Raw genomic sequence first — 16,244 nt, 5'->3', positions numbered from 1 at the left:
AAATTTGTTTAAAAAGGCCATACGCCAAATGGCGTATGGGTTTCCAAGCCTATTTCGAGCCTACTGAACTGCTGCGTTTCGCAATCTTACGAGACTTTGTAGGCTTAATTTTTGTAACCGTGCCCGTTTTAAGATATTGCTGTTTTAATTTTTCTAAAAGTTGATCGCGCTTGCTATAAAGACGTTTCAAAGGACGTGGTTTTACCCGGCTTAAAGCATAAGCTGTAATCAAAGGCAACGCCACCGTGGAATCAACATAAGCCACGACACAATCCGGCAATTTATCAGGATCCACTTTTCCCCAACTCACCGCCTCAGCCGGCGTCGCACCCGATAATCCTCCCGTATCAGGTCGCGCATCGGTGCATTGTAAAAAGTAATCATGCCCCTTTTCCTCAATCCCCATGACCTCTTGAATTTGTGGTTCCGTTTGCAACATGAAATTTTTAGGAGAACCTCCGCCCAGAATAAAAACACTACTCAAACCTCCTCGCGCTTTCGCATCATAAACAATCGCAGCCGTTTGGTTCACATCGCGATTAATATCAAACTGCAACCGCGACTCGCGTAACGACATCGCCGCCACGTTCATACCAATAGAACTGTCACCCGGCGAAGAAGTATAAATCGGAACCCCACATTGATAAGCCGCACTTAAAAGCGAACTACCCGCAATGCCTAGCGATTTTTCCCGTTCATAAACATAGCGACCTAATTTGTAATGAAACTCATCCGTGCCCATCGTCATTTGGAATTCAGATCCTTGAACTACCTTTCGCACAAAAGCATCCGTATCAAGCAAGACATCGTAATCAAATAAAACATCGTAAATACGAATAATACCTTCTTTGCGCAACACACGATCATCAATAAAGGGCGAACCCCGATAAAGTTCCATATCCAAACCATGATGCAAATCATGATAAAGATTTGCCCCCGTGCTAATGATCCAATCGACAAAACCTGATTTCAACAAAGGAACTAAACACGAACGCCCCAAACCCGCCGGTGTTAAAGCGCCCGTGAGACTCATTCCAACCGTGCCTTTCGAAACCAACATTTTTTCCGTATAAAGTCGACACGCTTCGGCTAAACGCGCGCCATTGTAAGCTTGAAACGCGCTATCAATAAGATCAGCAGCAGAAATATTTTTTTTAATTCCTCCTGGTGCAAGACGCGCAAATGATTGAAATTTCTTTTTACTCATGAGTTTTTTGATTTACTTTGCACATTATAACAAATGGCAACAGAAGAAAAATAAATGAAAAAATTAGCAATAACTCGAATCAACTCCAATGGTCCAGAAGGCATTGGCTTGCAAGATATCAACTCGGAAAGCAAAGAAATTGCAGTTGCTGGTGAAAAATTTGAGACTGGCTACAATTATTTCATCGATGATTCTGGACAGTTCACAGCGGGTGTTTGGGAATGCACCCCTTGCACGCTGTTAATGGATAACTATCCGGTAGACGAAGTTTGCTATTTATTAAGCGGAATCGTAAAAATTTCTGATCGTGAAGGAAACACAGAAATTTTTCATAGCGGAGACTGTTTTGCTATCCCTAAAGGATTTTATGGGACATGGGAAAATGTGGAAACTTCGCGAAATATTATGTGATTTTTGAAAAGAAATAATTTTCTCTTATGAAACTTACTCTCGGTCACAGCCCCGATCCCGATGACGCTTTTATGTTTTACGCCTTGGCCAAACATAAAATCGACACGGGCGAATTTGAATTCGAACACATCTTACAAGACATCCAAACCCTTAACGAACGCGCCACACGCCAAGAACTCGATATCACGGCCGTTTCGATTCATGCCTACGCTCATTTAACGAAGCATTATGCTTTACTCTCTAGCGGCGCAAGCATGGGTGATAATTACGGCCCTATTTTAGTGGGGAAAAAATTTCACGCTAAAAAAGATTTGAAAAAAGTGCGAATCGCCGTGCCAGGCACAATGACCAGCGCTTATCTTGCCCTACAACTTTATTTAGATGGCAAAGGCGGTGAAGCTTTCTCTTTTGTCATGGTTCCTTTTGATCAAATTTTTGACGCACTACATCGCAACGAAGCCGAAGTGGGATTACTCATTCACGAGGGCCAACTCACCTATCAAAAAGAGGGCTTTGTTTTATGCGAAGATTTAGGCAAATGGTGGTTTCAAGAAACCGATGGCCTTCCTTTACCTTTAGGTGGCAATGCCATCAAACGATCTCTGGGCAAAACCTCTATGCAATCCATTTCAACTCTTTTAAAAAAGAGCATTCATTACGGCCTAACCCATCGCGAAGCTGGTGTGCAACATGCTCTCCCTTTAGGACGCGGACTTAACGCGCAAGACGCAGACCAGTTCATCGGCATGTATGTGAATGAATTAACCCTGGACTATGGCGATCGAGGCAAAAAAGCCATAAAAACTTTTTTAAATCGTAGTGCGGAAAAAGGCTTTATTCCCCAGGTCGGAGAAATAGAATTTATTTAATATCATTATGCGAATCATTTTTTTAGGCGATGTTGTGGGAGAACCGGGACGCGAAGCCGTAAAAAATCTTTTACCTTTAGCCCAAGAAAAATATCAACCCGACTTTGTGATCATCAATGGTGAAAATGCAGCCGGCGGCAATGGCATCACTTCCAAACTAGCGATTGAACTCATGCGCTACGGCGCGGATGTGATCACGCTCGGCGATCACGTTTGGGATCAAAAAGAAGTGGTTTCCTATTTCGAAACAGAACCTCGCTTATTGCGCCCTCTTAACTACCCCGAAGGCACTCCAGGTAAAGGCCATGTCATCGTTCAAGGCAATGGAAAAAAACTCGGCATCATCAACGCCCAAGGACGCACCTTTATCAAACCAGAATTAGATAACCCTTTTTTGTTGATCGAACCAATTCTTAAAGAAATAAAAAAAGAAACGAATTGTATTTTGGTTGATTTTCATGCAGAAGCAACTTCCGAAAAAATTGCTTTTGGCCGATTTTTGGATGGAAAGGTTTCTGCTGTTGTGGGCACACACACGCACGTGGCCACAGCTGACGAGGAAATTTTTCCAAAAGGCACCGCTTATCAAACCGATGTTGGCATGTGTGGCGCACATGATTCAGTAATCGGTCGCGAGGCAGAAGGCGTCATTCAGCGTTACCTTACCCTTCTTCCGCAACGTTGGTATTTGAGCCAGCGCGATATTCGAATCAACGGCGCTTTTATTGAAGTCGATGAAACTTCCGGACTCGCAACCAAAATTGAGCGTGTTCAATTTCGTGAGGCAACAAAAAATTCACCTTAAAATTTGGCTACTTGAGATCGCATTTTGCGACCTCAAACTATTTTCACCTTCTTTGAATAAGTCGCTGCACCGCTTTCTGTATCATCGCCACTTGAGCTTCGACACGTCGCGCCAAACTAAATTCCGAAGGTGTTTCGATTGTGATAGAACGATCCGTATGATGAAAATAAAGATAAATGGCTTCGGGATGCAAATTTAACCGCTTCAGATCAATAACCGGCTGAATTAAACCATCCTTACAACGTCGCCCATCCACCCTTCTCCGCGGTTCCGGCACAATCCAGGATTGCACTGCTTGAATCAAATCCGCTCCCCAACGATCACCTGTTCGATCCAATTCATAAAGATAAACACCTTGCGCATCGTAGTCTTCATGCAACATCAATGCAGCATCAAATCGAAACTGTTTCAATAATCGTCGCCACGCAACAAACGGGACTAATTTCACACCTGCTTTAAAAAATCGATTGAGATCATTTCCTTTTGAATCGTAACGAAAATTATTTTTAATTCCCCAAGGATTCAAACAAGGAAATATCAAATAATGGATTTTTTTTAATTCTTTTACATGACATTCTGCCCATCGCAAAAGCGCAGTAGGCCCGGCAGGCTCATCGCCATGAATCCCAGCCGAAAGATAAAGTGAAAAATCTTTTGAAGACTCGGGGCATCCATTGCTTAAATAATAAAGCGTCTCTCCATCATAATTACTGTAAGGCTGAAGTTTTACACCCATTTTTTTTGCCGCTTTTTTCCATCCCTGAATCAAAGCTCGATAATCATGGCATCGATGCAACGCTTCAGAAAAAACAGAAGGGGAAAAAGATTTCATGCAATAATTAGAACTACCAAGCAATAGACCATCACAATTTTTTTACAATTCTTTTACAGCCCGATAACAACCCATTGCACCACCTATGTCATCATATGATATATGAAATTATTTCGATTACTCTTAATTGGCTTTGCCGGACTTTTTATTTTTTCCGTCCACGCAAAGGAAACCCTGGAAGTTAAAGTGAATCCTGATCAGGAAGTGCTCTTAGTCGATGACGAAAAAGAGGTGGCAATCAAAATTGACCTCACCGCCTCACACATTCCACATCATCACCATCGCCTCCCCTTAAATCTCGCCGTCGTGCTAGATCGCTCAGGATCAATGGAAGGCGCCAAGCTCGAGCAAGCCAAACAAGCGGCCATTGCCCTCGTTAATCAACTTTCTGACGAAGATATTTTTTCACTCGTAGTTTATGACAACGAAGTTCAAATCCTAATCCCAGCACAACCCGTGGAAGATAAAGATCGATTGAAATCTCGCATTTCACGAATTGAAGCCGGTGGAGGCACCGCACTTTACTCAGGTGTCGAACAAGGCGCCGACCAAGTGCAACGCTATTTTTCTGCTAAAAAAATTAATCGCGTCATTTTACTGTCAGATGGTCTCGCCAACATTGGGCCTAGTTCCAACTCCGAAATCAGCGCTTTAGGCCAACGCATTGCCAAAGATGGCATTGCCGTCACAACCATGGGCATCGGCGACGATTACAATGAAGATTTGATGGCTTCATTAGCAGAAGCTAGCGATGCAAATTATTATTATGTTAAAGATGTTGAAGATTTACCGGACATTTTTTCTAAAGAATTAGGCGAACTCTTTTCTGTTGTCGCCCGAAATATTTGCTTAGAAATCACTTTGCCTCCTGGCGTGGAACCTATTGATTTAATGGGTCGCGATGAACAATTTAAGAAAGGTTATGCCAAAATTAATCTTAACCAACTGGCTTCCGGCCAAAATCGTTACGTCTTTTTACGCTGTCGTTTGCCCAAAGGTAAGCCGGATCAAACCTTGACCGTTGCCAAAATAAAAACCTCCTTTTCCGATGAAACAGAATCAGGAAAAATGCAAACGGTAGAAAAAACCGTGCAAGTTCAATACACCAAAGATCATAAAAAAGCCGAATCTTCCATCAATCAAACCGTAGCAACAGAACGGGAGTTAATGGGCAATGTGACTGCAAGAAATAAAGCAGTGGAACAAGCCGACGCTAATGATTATCGAGCCGCTAGCCAAACATTAAATCGACAAATGGAAAAATTAGATGCGGCCTATGCGAGCGCGCCTGTTGCGATGCAACCCAAAATTAAAAAAGAACAACAAGCCTTGCGCGAACAAGCAGAAGATATGGAAAGTGGTTCGATGAGCAAATCACAACGTAAAGTGCTAAAATCGGATGTTTATAAACAAAAAAACGCAAAATAATAAACAGACATTGCCGTAAACGATAATTTCCGGAATAATCCCGACATGAGACGAGTGGCCGTTGTTTTTCTAGCAGCCGTATTAACTCCTAGTTTGCTGCTAGCCTTTTTGGCCATTCGATCTCTGAGGGATCAACAATTTGTCATGGAACGCCAACAGGCGTTAATTCATCAAAGCACCACCGAATCCACTGCTGAAACCATTCGCAACACCATTTCCGATATCCAAACTGACTTCGGTCAACAAGTGGAAGATTTGTTAGCCGATCGTCATTTACGCGAAATGGCTCCCGAATTTAATCGAGAGCTCACTGCAAAATGGCCGTGGGCAGAAGTGGGTTTTGTTGTTTTTGTCGATGGCGTGATTCTCTCACCCTCCCCTTTGGACGGGCCAGTTGCGAAACGATTTTTAACTGACAACTCACTTTTTCTCAACAACCAAGAAACAGTCGAAGTTTATCAAAGAAAAACGATTGAAGAAAATAAAGAAAAACCCATATCCGAAACTTTTCAAACAGAAGAAAAGGCCTATGAAAACGAAGCATTGAATGAAAGTGTTCAACAAGCCCCTGTCTCCTCTCAGGCTTCTACTCCAAAAATGAAACGATCCCAAAAAGAGGATTTTTCCGATAAAGGATTAGTTTCCAAACCCAAAGCCAATATCGTTCGCAACGTTATTCCACAAAAAGATTTAAAACCGCAAACCCAAGCGATTTCACAATTAGAAAGTCAAGAAGCGGAATTTCGTCAAATCGTGGGCACTTCTACTTCAGGTGTTTTAGCGCGCTTTTTACAAAATCAATTAAAGTTGATCATGTGGTATCGTTCCCCTCGCGATCCTCAACTCATTTTTGGGGCGCAACTCAATTTAAACCAAATTCGAGAAAAAATTAAAACAACCATTGCGGCCTATCAACCTCAATACGAAAACGGCAGCGAAATTTGTCTCGCGGTTCTGGATGAAAAAGGCAAACCCATCGCTTTAAGCGAAAAAGATTATCAAACCGATTGGAAACGCCCCTTTGTCGCCACAGAAATTGGTGAAATGTTGCCTCACTGGGAAGTCGCCGCCTATTTGCTTAACCCTAAAAAACTCAATCAATCCGCACAAACCTTAAAACTCACCATCAGCCTCATTGTTCTAGTTCTCGTATTAGCCATTATCGTAGGGGGCTGGCTCATCTTTTCCGATCTGCATCGCCAAGTCAAACTCGCGCGACAAAAAACCGATTTTGTTAGCAACGTTTCCCACGAACTCAAAACGCCTTTAACTTCTATTCGAATTTTCTCAGAATTGTTAACCTCTGGCAAAACCATCGTTGAAGAAAAACAACAATCCTACTTAAAAATCATTTCCTCCGAAGCCAATCGTTTAACGCGACTTATTAATAATATTTTAGATTTTTCGCGCATGGAACGGGGCGAAAAAAATTATGACATGCAAAGTTGCGATTTAGTCAAAATCGTTGAAGACATTGTGACAAATTACAAACCTCACTTAGAAGCAAATGGGTTTCAATTAAACCTGGAAAACACGCAGGCTTCTTGCCTCATCAAAGCTGATCGCGACGCAATTGGACAAATTATTCTCAATCTTCTCTCCAATGCTGAAAAATATGGTGGCAAAAATCGCCGAATCGACATCGAAATCAGTTGTCCGATGGATCAATCGAAAGTGCGCATTTCCGTAAAAGACCGTGGTGATGGAGTACCCAAAGGTTGTGAAGAAAAGATTTTCGAAAAATTTTTCCGTGCCCACAACTCTCTCAACAGCGGCATTCAAGGCTCAGGCTTGGGATTAACGTTAGCACGGAGAATTGCTCGCTCGCATGGAGGCGATATTGATTATGAACCTCGAAAAGGCGGTGGAAGCTCATTCACGCTCGAATTGCCTTTGGAAACCAGTTGAAATTTATGAAAACAAAAATCCTGATTGTAGAAGATGATCCCAGCATTCGTCTGGGCTTGGAAGAAATGCTCCAAGACGATTTTGAAATCGCAACCTGCGATCGTGGCGATCAAGTGATTGAACGATGCGAAAAATTCAAGCCCGACCTCATCGTGCTCGATATCATGTTGCCTGGAGTAAGTGGTTACGACATCTGCAAAACGCTGCGCCAAAGAAAAGTCTCTTCGCTTATTTTAATGTTAACCGCAAAAAGCCAGGAATTGGATAAAGTCATTGGACTGGATTTGGGCGCCGATGATTACGTTACAAAACCTTTTGGAGTTCGCGAATTGCAAGCGCGCATTCATGCCTTACTGCGTCGACGTCAACCTTTGTCTGCAGTTCATGACGGGGTCTTTTCCATTGGCCAATCCACGATTAATCCCAAAACGTTTCAACTCAGTCGCGGAAAAATCGTGCACCCATTAACCCCGAAAGAGTTAAAAGTTTTGCAGCTTTTTTTCAAACATCCTGGCGAAGTTTTATCGCGCGATCGTCTCCTAAATGAAGTTTGGGGCTACGACTATTACGGCACCACCCGCACTCTGGATCAAACAATTGTAAAACTCCGAAAAAAATTGGGCACAGCAATTGATGAGAACGTTTTAGAAAGCGTTCATGGTGTCGGTTATAAACTTAATATACCATTGACCGACTCCTCGACAAAAATAAAAAAGGCGAAGTAACTCAAATACCTCTCTGGCTGTGCTGGCGAAAGTGCTAGCAAGTAACTAAAAACATCGGCTTGTCTTTTAAGAAAAATTTCCGTTAATTCTTTTTATGTCTGCTTCAGATTTAACCCTTCTCGGAACTCCGGTAAAAGGTTCAGAAACTATTCTGACCCCGGAGGCTTTACATTTTGTTTCACAAGTCGTGAAAGAATTTTCGGATCGGCGCGATGCTCTGCTCCAAAAAAGAGTCGAACGCCAAAAGGAATTGGACGCGGGCAAACTACCTGATTTTCTTGCGAGCACCGAATCGATTCGACAAGGAAACTGGAAGGTCGCTTCTATTCCCAAAGATTTACAAGATCGTCGCACAGAAATCACTGGCCCTGTTGATCGCAAAATGGTCATTAATGCGTTAAATTCCGACGCGAAAGTTTTCATGGCCGATTTCGAAGATGCCAGTTCACCAACCTGGGAAAATATGATCGAAGGCCAAATCAATCTTCGCGACGCAATCCAACGCAAGATTGACTTTACAGCACCCAATGGCAAGCAGTATGCGCTGAAAGAAAAAATTGCCACGCTCATGGTGCGACCTCGTGGTTGGCATTTACCTGAAAAACATGTTTTGTGGCAAGGCAAACCCATTTCAGGAAGTCTTTTCGATTTTTCTCTTTTCTTTTTTCATAATGCGCGCGCCCTTTTGGATAAAGGTTCTGGCCCTTATTTTTATCTGCCAAAAATGGAAAACCATCTCGAGGCGCGTCTTTGGAACGATGTTTTTAATTTCGCGCAAGACACTCTCAAAATTCCGCGTGGTAGCGTGCGAGCAACCGTTCTAATTGAAACGATTCTTGCCACATTTGAAGCTGAAGAAATTCTTTATGAACTTCGCGATCATTCAGCAGGACTCAATTGTGGTCGTTGGGATTATATTTTTAGTTTCATTAAAAAATTGAGAAATCATTCCCGTTTTTTATTACCGGATCGCTCGCAAGTGACTATGACAACTCATTTCATGCGCTCGTATGCTTTGCATGTTATTAAGACTTGTCATAAACGCGGCGCGCACGCCATGGGAGGCATGGCTGCCCAAATCCCAATTAAAAATGATCCCCAAGCCAATGAAGCCGCTTTAGCAAAAGTACTCGCGGATAAAGAACGCGAAGCCACGGATGGTCACGATGGCACTTGGGTAGCACATCCCGGATTAGTCCCCGTAGCGCTACAAGCATTCGACAAACACATGCCTCAAGCCAACCAAATTTCTCGCCAACGCGATGATGTTCAAGTTACAGCGAAAGATTTACTCAAAGTGCCTGATGGCACCATGACCGAAGACGGTTTTCGAACCAATTTGCGCGTGGGCATCCAATATTTGGAAGCTTGGCTGGGCGGTTTAGGTTGTGTGCCGCTTTATTATTTGATGGAAGATGCCGCCACAGCGGAAATCTCACGCGCGCAAGTCTGGCAATGGCTGCGCTACGGCGCCAAACTGACTAATGGCCAAATCGTCACTGCGGAACTTTATGATTCGCTAGTGCCTCAAGAGCTAAAAACAATTCAAAACGAAATCGGCAAGGAACGCTATGAAAACGGCCATTTTGATCGGGCAGTAGAACTTTTTTCGCGCATGTCAAAAAGCGCAGAATTTAGTGATTTCCTTACCCTGCCCGCTTACGAATATTTGGATTAATATGACCCTATCTGAAATCAATCAACTTTCGCAAAGCGAATTCACTAAAATCTTTGGCGGAGTATTTGAACATTCGCCATGGATTGCGGAAGAGGGATGGAAATTTCAACCTTTTTCTAGTGGTTCTGAATTGCATCAAAAACTTTGTAAGATTGTTACTCAATCGTCGGAAAAAAAACAGTTGGCGCTTCTCAACGCTCACCCCGATCTCGTTGGGAAAATAGCTTTGGAAGGTAAGCTGACTCAAGCCTCCACTCAGGAACAAACCAGCGCAGGTTTGACTCAACTTTCGACGGAGGAAATTCAGCTTTTTCAAAATAATAATCGTGCTTATCGCGAAAAATTTGGTTTTCCCTTTATCATTTGCGCACGGCTCAATAAAAAAGAAGCAATCTTGAACGGTTTTAAAAATCGGCTACAAAACAGTCGCGAACAAGAAATGAAAACTGCTTTAGAAGAAATTTATAAAATTGCAGAATTTCGTTTACGCGATTTAATAACGGACAAATTTTAAAATAAAAATATGGCAGCTAAACTTAGCACTCACGTTTTAGACACCGTTCATGGGAAACCCGCAGCAGGTGTTCGCATTGAACTTTGGCAATATCAGGGAGATCAAAGAAAACTTTTAAAAACCGTGCAAACCAATCAGGATGGTCGCACGGATGCGCCACTTTTGAACGAAAATGAGATGAAAGTTGGGCGCTACGAATTAGTTTTTGATGTTGCGGGTTACTTTTCTACAAAGGCGTCAACGCTGCTGGTTCAGCCCCCTTTCCTCGATCAAGTTCCTATTCGATTTAATATTTCGGATGCTTCAGCTTCTTATCATGTTCCTTTACTCGCTTCGCCGTGGGCTTATAGCACTTATCGCGGAAGTTAAATAATTTTTTCAAACTTAAACTTAAAACATTATGGATATTTCAAAAGAAAGCGCAGCCTTTGTGGGATTAGTCGATCTGGCTGCAGAAAAAATTGGCGGTAAAACGTTGCTCGCTAGTGACGATTTTTTTGCGCCCAAAGAAAATTTATTAAAACCGGGTCGAGGCATTTTTATACCGGATAAGTTCACTGAAAATGGTAAATGGATGGACGGCTGGGAAAGTCGACGCAAACGAGTTCCGGGTCATGATTGGTGCGTCATTCGCTTGGGATTAGCTGGCAAAATTCATGGTGTCGATATCGATACCAATCATTTTTTAGGAAATAATCCCGCTTACGCTTCTATTGACGCGTGTGCAGTGGAAAAGGAAAGCGGTTCGCCAGAGACGTGGGCATGGAAAGAAATTCTTCCTAAATCACCGCTGCGACCGGGTTTTCAAAATCTTTTTGCTGTGGGTAACCATGAACGCTGGACTCACCTCCGACTTAACATCTATCCCGACGGCGGTGTGGCCCGTTTTCGCGTGTATGGCGAGGTCATTCCTGATTTGGGCCAGAAAAAAGATCAAGTGCTGGATTTGGCCGCGCTAGAAAATGGCGGTATTGTAACAGCTTGCAGTGACATGTTTTTTAGTCCGAAAGATAATCTTATCATGCCCGGTCGTGCCGCGAATATGGGAGAAGGTTGGGAAACACGACGACGACGCGGACCCGGCTTTGATTGGAGCATTGTGAAACTCGGTCTTCCTGGTGAAATTCAAAAGATTGAAATCGATACCAACCATTTTAAAGGAAATTATCCTGACACGGCTTCTTTAGAAGGTTGCTATTTGCCAGACACTGCTGTTGACGGTTTGACTTATCATCAAGTTGAATGGAAAGAAATTTTGCCTAAAACAAAATTGCAAGCGCATACTCAACATTATTTTGAAAAAGAGTTAAAATCGATCGGCTCTTGCACACACGTGAAACTTAATATATTCCCGGACGGCGGGGTTAGTCGATTGCGAATTATTGGAAAAGCTAAGTAAAATCGTTAAATCTATTCTATCATGTGCGTAATAATCGAATGATCTCGATTGAACTCAATTAAATCCCAACGATGTCCGTATAAATCCTCAAAAACTGCTACGGTTCCATAATCCTCTTGTTTAGGCTCTCTAATAAATTTGATCCCCTTGGCTTTCATATCAAGATAATCTCTCCAAAAATCATCCGTCTTTAAGAAAAGAAAAACTCTTCCACCCGCTTGATTTCCAATAAAACTTTCTTGTTCAGGTGTAACAGCTCGAGCCAATAATAAAGTGGTTTCACGAGAACCCGGTGGAGCAATAAGAACCCACCTTTTATCCTGCGCGGGTTGATAAGTATCTTCCACCAAAATAAAATGCAACTTGCGCGTATAAAAATCTATTGCCTCATCATAATCCCTTACCATTAAAGCAATATGAAGAATGGATTGGTTCATTTCTTTAATTTTTAGTTTCTTATGACTTAGCTCGTGTTAGCGTTTTATTACGTTTTGAAAAAGCGAAAAAAAATTTTAATTTTTAGCACTTTGGCAATTATTGGCTCCGTTGTCCTATATTTCACTTATACTTTGATAATAGCTCGCCTGCCAAAACTCGTCAAAAATCCAGCTATCCATTCGAGCCTATCCCACGCTGTTTCAAATGCGATAAAAGTCAAAGGTGCATTCGGCCCTCTATCTTTGGAAGGCTGGAAAATTTCCACTCCTTATTTTTCAGCAACGGGGTGGCCCGGAGAAGCCATCGGATTCATTGGAGCCACGAATATTCAAGCTGTGTTTAATCCCACAGCTATTTTTCGAGGTGTCTGGCAATTGGATCGCATTGATGTGGCAAGCGGCCATTTCGTATTACGCGCTCCCAATGATGCTATCAAAATAAAGCCCTCTAAGGAAAAGCGTCCTTGGTATGCTTGGTTAATGCCTCAACGATTTTATTGCCCTCAAATCACCTGTCCCAATGCTGAGGTGAAGTTTCCTTTTCAAAACGGAACGGGCATTTTGCATCAAGTCCATATCGATGCGACCATGATCGGCCAAGATTTTAAATATTCCATTAAAAACGGCACTCTCTACTTCCCTCTTTTACCCCCTTTAACAGTAAAAAAATTAAATCTTTTTATCACACGAGATAAAGCGGATATCGAAGAAGCCATTCTACTAGGACAAAGCACCAATCTTTCGCGAGTCAACTTGCGAGGCCGTATCGGCATGCGAAACGATAAAAGTATTTCCGCTCAGCTTGCCGTGGAAAAGTTGCCTTTTGCGCAAACCCTACCCCCTCTTTTACACGATCGTTTGCGAGGACTGATCACAGGCAATATGCGTTGGGAAACCGATTCCTCTGGTAAAAATACCACTTCCACAGGCGAATTAAAATTATTAGAAACACATTTAGAAGCCTGGCCCTGGCTTGAAGCCATTGCAAAACGCTACAAAAATCCTGATTTGCTAAGAATGGATTTTGATCAAGCTCAATGCCATTTTGATTACCGTAACGATCGTTTTCAAGTGGATGAGTTAGATTTACGTGTTCGCAATAAAATGCATTTGAAAGGTTGGGCCGCCTATGATTGGAAAACGAGTGAAGGCGAATTTTCTCTGCGCTTTTCAGACATGCCACTTGCTCGTTGGGTAGCTATGACCCTAAAACCTCGTTTGAAAGCAGAATTACGCGGCAAACTCTGGTGGAAAGGTCTTTTGCGAGAAATTGAAGGCTCTCAAGCCTCCGGCCATGTCATTCTTGATGGCGCAGAATTATTGACGCCTCAGCGTTTAAAAAACATGTTAAACACTTACTCTCTTCGTTGTCCCGATTATTTTTTCTTTAAAAAAGCAAGAGCCAACTTTGTTTATTGGAAAAAAAATTTTCAAGCCACTTCCTTTGAGTTTGACGCCCCAAACTATTTTCAAATATTAGGAAAATTGGATTATTTCGCGACCCAACGATTAAACTTCACATCCAAATTTCATTTGAATTCCATCACAACATTTCTTCCCGAAAGATTGAAAAACCATCTTTCGGGAAATGCACAAGGCACGATTAATTGGTCAGGACTGAAAGATGATTGGGAAAAAGGCTCAGGAAAAGGCGCTTTGCGTATTGAGCAAGGCAAAGCGACTAACCTTGCTCTTCTCAAATCGCTAAGCAGATTTTTAAAAGACCCCACTTTTCGTCATCTCACCTTTAATCGCGCTTCATTACAATGGGAAAAACTTGCGAAGGGACATATTCGTTTCTCTAACATCGATCTTCTCGCCAAAGACAAATTCGGCTTAAAAGGCTATTTCATTTTAAATCCAAATAAAACCTTGTCAGGAAAATTCAAAGTCGGATTACCAGCTGAATCACTACGATGGCTACCCGAAGCCGAAACTACCGTTTTCAAAGAGAAACAAGATGGTCTTTGCTGGGCTACTGTCAGACTTTCGGGAACTCTTAAAAACCCTCAAGAAGACCTTTCTTCTCAAATCAAAAAAGTGCTTTTTCGACATCCTTTAACTCTTTTGGGATTAGCGTTTCGTGGCATCAGTTGGTGGCTGGGAAATTTATTAGGATTCGATACCGACTAAAAAACTGAAGTTTAGCAACCTTCGACCATTAAAAAGCAAACTCGACTTTATTCGATTTTTGGCTCTAATTATTTATTACTAGTCTATGGTATCAAAAATATTTGGTTTCATTTACCTCGTTTGGGCCGCTTTTTGTGCTTTAGTCCTAATCGAAGGAATATGGTCTTTGGGAATCGGTGGCTTTATGCCCCACGCAGTAAAAAACATGTTAGCAGTCGGCTTTTATTTGGCCGTCCCTTTCACCGTTTGTTTTAAGTTGTTTGGCACAACAAAATTATTCTTTTTTTTGGTTCCCTTAGGAATGATATTAAGCGCCGTGGAAATTATGGCAGATCGAATTTGGGCTTGCTATGCTTTGGCTGCCGTGATTGGGTTCAGCTTATTGATCTGGATCATTAACCTATGCACCGGACACCTGAGTCAGACTTATCTTTGGGCACAAATTCTTATCATTCTTTTTTATGGGGCAAGCATTTATTTTTTAACCAGCCCACGATTCCGTTTGTTTTAGGATATTAAATCAATTCACTATTTTCTTCCCTTGCCTTAGCAGTCCGATAAACTTTTTTTATGTCGGTTCAGTATAATGATTACGTGCTTTCCATTTCGTTGGAACAAGGTTGGATTACTCCTGAACAAAAAGCAGCAGTAGAAACCGCTCTAGCAAAACTTCCCGGCGCTTCGGCCTTGGATTTTCTGGAGGAACAACAACTGCTAAATGAAAAGCAAATAAAAAAGTTTCGCGACGCCATCACCGAATCCCAAAATCAAGCCTCTATCGCCGATCCCACTACTGCCACGTTAGGTGAGCCTTCTGCTTCCTCACAAAGCTGTCAAAACGTGGACGATTACTTGCGCGTCGCTCAACAATTTCAAGCCTCCGACATCCATCTTGGCGTCGGAGCACCACCCCTTATGCGACGTTTCGGTGTGTTGCAACCGATTTGGCCTGAAGCCTCACCTTTACAACCGGCCGATACAGAGAAATTGGTAATGAATTTTTTAGACGAAACACAAAAAAATCGCTTAAAAGAAAAAGGCGATTGCGATTTTTCTTATGCTCCATCGCATCTAGGCCGATTCCGAACAAGTATTGTTAAACAACGTCGCGGTTACGATGCCGTATTTCGCTTGATCAATCCGCATATCCGCACCATGGAAGAATTAGAATTACCTGATCAACTAAAACTTCTCACTCAATACACAAACGGTCTTGTTTTAGTCACCGGCCCCATGGGAAGTGGTAAATCCACTACCCTTGCTGCCCTTGTGCAAGAAGTCAATCGTGCACGCCACGATCACATTATCACTTTGGAAGATCCCATCGAATACGCCTTTAGTCCGATCAACTGCCATATCACCCAACGCGAAATCGGCAATCATTCCAAATCATTTGCCACTGCTTTGCGCGCCTCATTGCGCGAAGATCCGGACGTAATTATGGTCGGTGAAATGCGCGATCTGGAAACCATTTCGTTAGCCATTACCGCTTCAGAAACAGGCCATTTAGTTTTCTCCACACTCCACACTGCCAACGCAGCACGCACCTTGGATCGAGTGCTCGATGTCTTTCCCGTCGATCAACAAGATCAAATTCGCGTCATGGTCAGTGAATCTTTGCGTGGCATTATCAGCCAACAACTCATACCTCGCGCTGACGGTCAAGGCATGGTTTTAGCTCTCGAAATTTTAATCAACACACCTGCAGTTGCCGCGCTCATTCGTGATAGTAAAACTTTCATGCTGCCCGGTGTCATCCAAACTGGAAAACGTCAAGGCATGAAACTTATGGACGACTCCTTAATGGAATTACTCACCGCGGATTTAATCACGCCTCAAGAAGCTTTCGAACGTGCCGATCAGAAAAAATTATTTTATCCTTATTTACAAAAGTAGTT

At 42.5% G+C, this 16,244-nt stretch carries 16 protein-coding genes; 13 read left to right on the top strand and 3 right to left on the bottom strand.

Going from position 1 to position 16,244, the window contains the following annotated elements; genetic code table 11:
* Positions 1 to 49: 49 nt before the first annotated feature.
* Complete coding sequence (gene speY / locus K1X66_07665) at positions 50 to 1,207, bottom strand: deoxyhypusine synthase (GenBank protein MBX7158246.1); 1,158 nt, start codon at positions 1,205 to 1,207, stop codon at positions 50 to 52.
* Positions 1,208 to 1,261: 54 nt separating this feature from the next.
* On the opposite strand from speY, the gene K1X66_07660 reads away from it, so the two are divergent.
* From K1X66_07660 to K1X66_07650, 3 genes are read left to right on the top strand one after another with little or no spacing between them, the layout of a single operon-like run.
* Positions 1,262 to 1,618 carry a cupin domain-containing protein gene (locus tag K1X66_07660; protein ID MBX7158245.1) on the top strand — a complete coding sequence of 119 codons (357 nt, stop codon included), beginning with the start codon at positions 1,262 to 1,264 and terminating at the stop codon, positions 1,616 to 1,618.
* 26 nt (positions 1,619 to 1,644) lie between these two features.
* Positions 1,645 to 2,487 carry an ABC transporter substrate-binding protein gene (locus K1X66_07655; GenBank protein ID MBX7158244.1) on the top strand — a complete coding sequence of 281 codons (843 nt, stop codon included), beginning with the start codon at positions 1,645 to 1,647 and terminating at the stop codon, positions 2,485 to 2,487.
* A gap of 7 nt (positions 2,488 to 2,494) precedes the next feature.
* On the top strand, positions 2,495 to 3,292 hold the full coding sequence (locus K1X66_07650) for a TIGR00282 family metallophosphoesterase (GenBank protein MBX7158243.1): 798 nt from the start codon (positions 2,495 to 2,497) through the stop codon (positions 3,290 to 3,292).
* A 43-nt stretch (positions 3,293 to 3,335) separates the two neighbouring features.
* On the opposite strand, the gene K1X66_07645 is transcribed toward K1X66_07650, so the two are convergent.
* Positions 3,336 to 4,124, bottom strand: a complete 789-nt coding sequence (locus K1X66_07645) for a M14 family metallocarboxypeptidase (protein ID MBX7158242.1) — start codon at positions 4,122 to 4,124, stop codon at positions 3,336 to 3,338.
* Between the two features lie 102 nt (positions 4,125 to 4,226).
* Here K1X66_07645 and K1X66_07640 point away from each other — a divergent pair, with 102 nt between their 5' ends.
* The 7 genes from K1X66_07640 to alc all read left to right on the top strand — a co-directional run bounded on the left by K1X66_07640 (position 4,227) and on the right by alc (position 11,776).
* Positions 4,227 to 5,552 carry a VWA domain-containing protein gene (locus K1X66_07640; protein ID MBX7158241.1) on the top strand — a complete coding sequence of 442 codons (1,326 nt, stop codon included), beginning with the start codon at positions 4,227 to 4,229 and terminating at the stop codon, positions 5,550 to 5,552.
* Positions 5,553 to 5,597: 45 nt separating this feature from the next.
* Positions 5,598 to 7,460 (top strand): HAMP domain-containing histidine kinase, encoded by a 1,863-nt coding sequence (locus K1X66_07635; GenBank protein MBX7158240.1) that lies wholly within the window; start codon positions 5,598 to 5,600, stop codon positions 7,458 to 7,460.
* 5 nt (positions 7,461 to 7,465) lie between these two features.
* Positions 7,466 to 8,185 carry a response regulator transcription factor gene (locus tag K1X66_07630; GenBank protein MBX7158239.1) on the top strand — a complete coding sequence of 240 codons (720 nt, stop codon included), beginning with the start codon at positions 7,466 to 7,468 and terminating at the stop codon, positions 8,183 to 8,185.
* Positions 8,186 to 8,279: 94 nt separating this feature from the next.
* A complete protein-coding gene (gene aceB, locus K1X66_07625) occupies positions 8,280 to 9,863 on the top strand; it encodes a malate synthase A (GenBank protein ID MBX7158238.1) in 1,584 nt (527 codons plus the stop codon).
* Position 9,864: 1 nt separating this feature from the next.
* Positions 9,865 to 10,377, top strand: a complete 513-nt coding sequence (gene uraD / locus K1X66_07620) for a 2-oxo-4-hydroxy-4-carboxy-5-ureidoimidazoline decarboxylase (protein MBX7158237.1) — start codon at positions 9,865 to 9,867, stop codon at positions 10,375 to 10,377.
* 9 nt (positions 10,378 to 10,386) lie between these two features.
* Positions 10,387 to 10,746 carry a hydroxyisourate hydrolase gene (uraH, locus tag K1X66_07615; GenBank protein MBX7158236.1) on the top strand — a complete coding sequence of 120 codons (360 nt, stop codon included), beginning with the start codon at positions 10,387 to 10,389 and terminating at the stop codon, positions 10,744 to 10,746.
* Between the two features lie 31 nt (positions 10,747 to 10,777).
* Positions 10,778 to 11,776: an allantoicase gene (alc, locus tag K1X66_07610; protein MBX7158235.1), complete on the top strand. Its 999-nt coding sequence runs from the start codon at positions 10,778 to 10,780 to the stop codon at positions 11,774 to 11,776.
* 11 nt (positions 11,777 to 11,787) lie between these two features.
* Here the strand turns inward: alc and K1X66_07605 are convergent, their stop codons facing one another.
* The gene (locus K1X66_07605; protein ID MBX7158234.1) at positions 11,788 to 12,213 is read right to left on the bottom strand and encodes a VOC family protein; all 426 of its coding nucleotides are present in this window, start codon (positions 12,211 to 12,213) and stop codon (positions 11,788 to 11,790) included.
* Positions 12,214 to 12,246: 33 nt separating this feature from the next.
* Here K1X66_07605 and K1X66_07600 point away from each other — a divergent pair, with 33 nt between their 5' ends.
* From K1X66_07600 to K1X66_07590, 3 genes are all read left to right on the top strand, one after another.
* Positions 12,247 to 14,346, top strand: a complete 2,100-nt coding sequence (locus K1X66_07600; protein MBX7158233.1) for a hypothetical protein — start codon at positions 12,247 to 12,249, stop codon at positions 14,344 to 14,346.
* A gap of 85 nt (positions 14,347 to 14,431) precedes the next feature.
* A complete protein-coding gene (locus K1X66_07595; GenBank protein ID MBX7158232.1) occupies positions 14,432 to 14,857 on the top strand; it encodes a hypothetical protein in 426 nt (141 codons plus the stop codon).
* 59 nt (positions 14,858 to 14,916) lie between these two features.
* Complete coding sequence (locus K1X66_07590) at positions 14,917 to 16,242, top strand: PilT/PilU family type 4a pilus ATPase (GenBank protein ID MBX7158231.1); 1,326 nt, start codon at positions 14,917 to 14,919, stop codon at positions 16,240 to 16,242.
* Positions 16,243 to 16,244 lie beyond the last annotated feature (2 nt).

It is taken from the genome of Verrucomicrobiia bacterium, from assembly GCA_019694135.1.
Taxonomy (GTDB): domain Bacteria; phylum Verrucomicrobiota; class Verrucomicrobiia; order JADLBR01; family JAIBCM01; genus JAIBCM01.
This window is presented reverse-complemented; position numbering and strand designations above follow the sequence as displayed.

Coding starts and splice junctions, on each gene's coding strand:
- speY (MBX7158246.1), bottom strand. CDS start 1,207: ATGAGTAAAAAGAAATTTCAATCATTTGCGCGTCTTGCACCAGGAGGA.
- K1X66_07660 (MBX7158245.1), top strand. CDS start 1,262: ATGAAAAAATTAGCAATAACTCGAATCAACTCCAATGGTCCAGAAGGC.
- K1X66_07655 (MBX7158244.1), top strand. CDS start 1,645: ATGAAACTTACTCTCGGTCACAGCCCCGATCCCGATGACGCTTTTATG.
- K1X66_07650 (MBX7158243.1), top strand. CDS start 2,495: ATGCGAATCATTTTTTTAGGCGATGTTGTGGGAGAACCGGGACGCGAA.
- K1X66_07645 (MBX7158242.1), bottom strand. CDS start 4,124: ATGAAATCTTTTTCCCCTTCTGTTTTTTCTGAAGCGTTGCATCGATGC.
- K1X66_07640 (MBX7158241.1), top strand. CDS start 4,227: ATGAAATTATTTCGATTACTCTTAATTGGCTTTGCCGGACTTTTTATT.
- K1X66_07635 (MBX7158240.1), top strand. CDS start 5,598: ATGAGACGAGTGGCCGTTGTTTTTCTAGCAGCCGTATTAACTCCTAGT.
- K1X66_07630 (MBX7158239.1), top strand. CDS start 7,466: ATGAAAACAAAAATCCTGATTGTAGAAGATGATCCCAGCATTCGTCTG.
- aceB (MBX7158238.1), top strand. CDS start 8,280: ATGTCTGCTTCAGATTTAACCCTTCTCGGAACTCCGGTAAAAGGTTCA.
- uraD (MBX7158237.1), top strand. CDS start 9,865: ATGACCCTATCTGAAATCAATCAACTTTCGCAAAGCGAATTCACTAAA.
- uraH (MBX7158236.1), top strand. CDS start 10,387: ATGGCAGCTAAACTTAGCACTCACGTTTTAGACACCGTTCATGGGAAA.
- alc (MBX7158235.1), top strand. CDS start 10,778: ATGGATATTTCAAAAGAAAGCGCAGCCTTTGTGGGATTAGTCGATCTG.
- K1X66_07605 (MBX7158234.1), bottom strand. CDS start 12,213: ATGAACCAATCCATTCTTCATATTGCTTTAATGGTAAGGGATTATGAT.
- K1X66_07595 (MBX7158232.1), top strand. CDS start 14,432: ATGGTATCAAAAATATTTGGTTTCATTTACCTCGTTTGGGCCGCTTTT.
- K1X66_07590 (MBX7158231.1), top strand. CDS start 14,917: ATGTCGGTTCAGTATAATGATTACGTGCTTTCCATTTCGTTGGAACAA.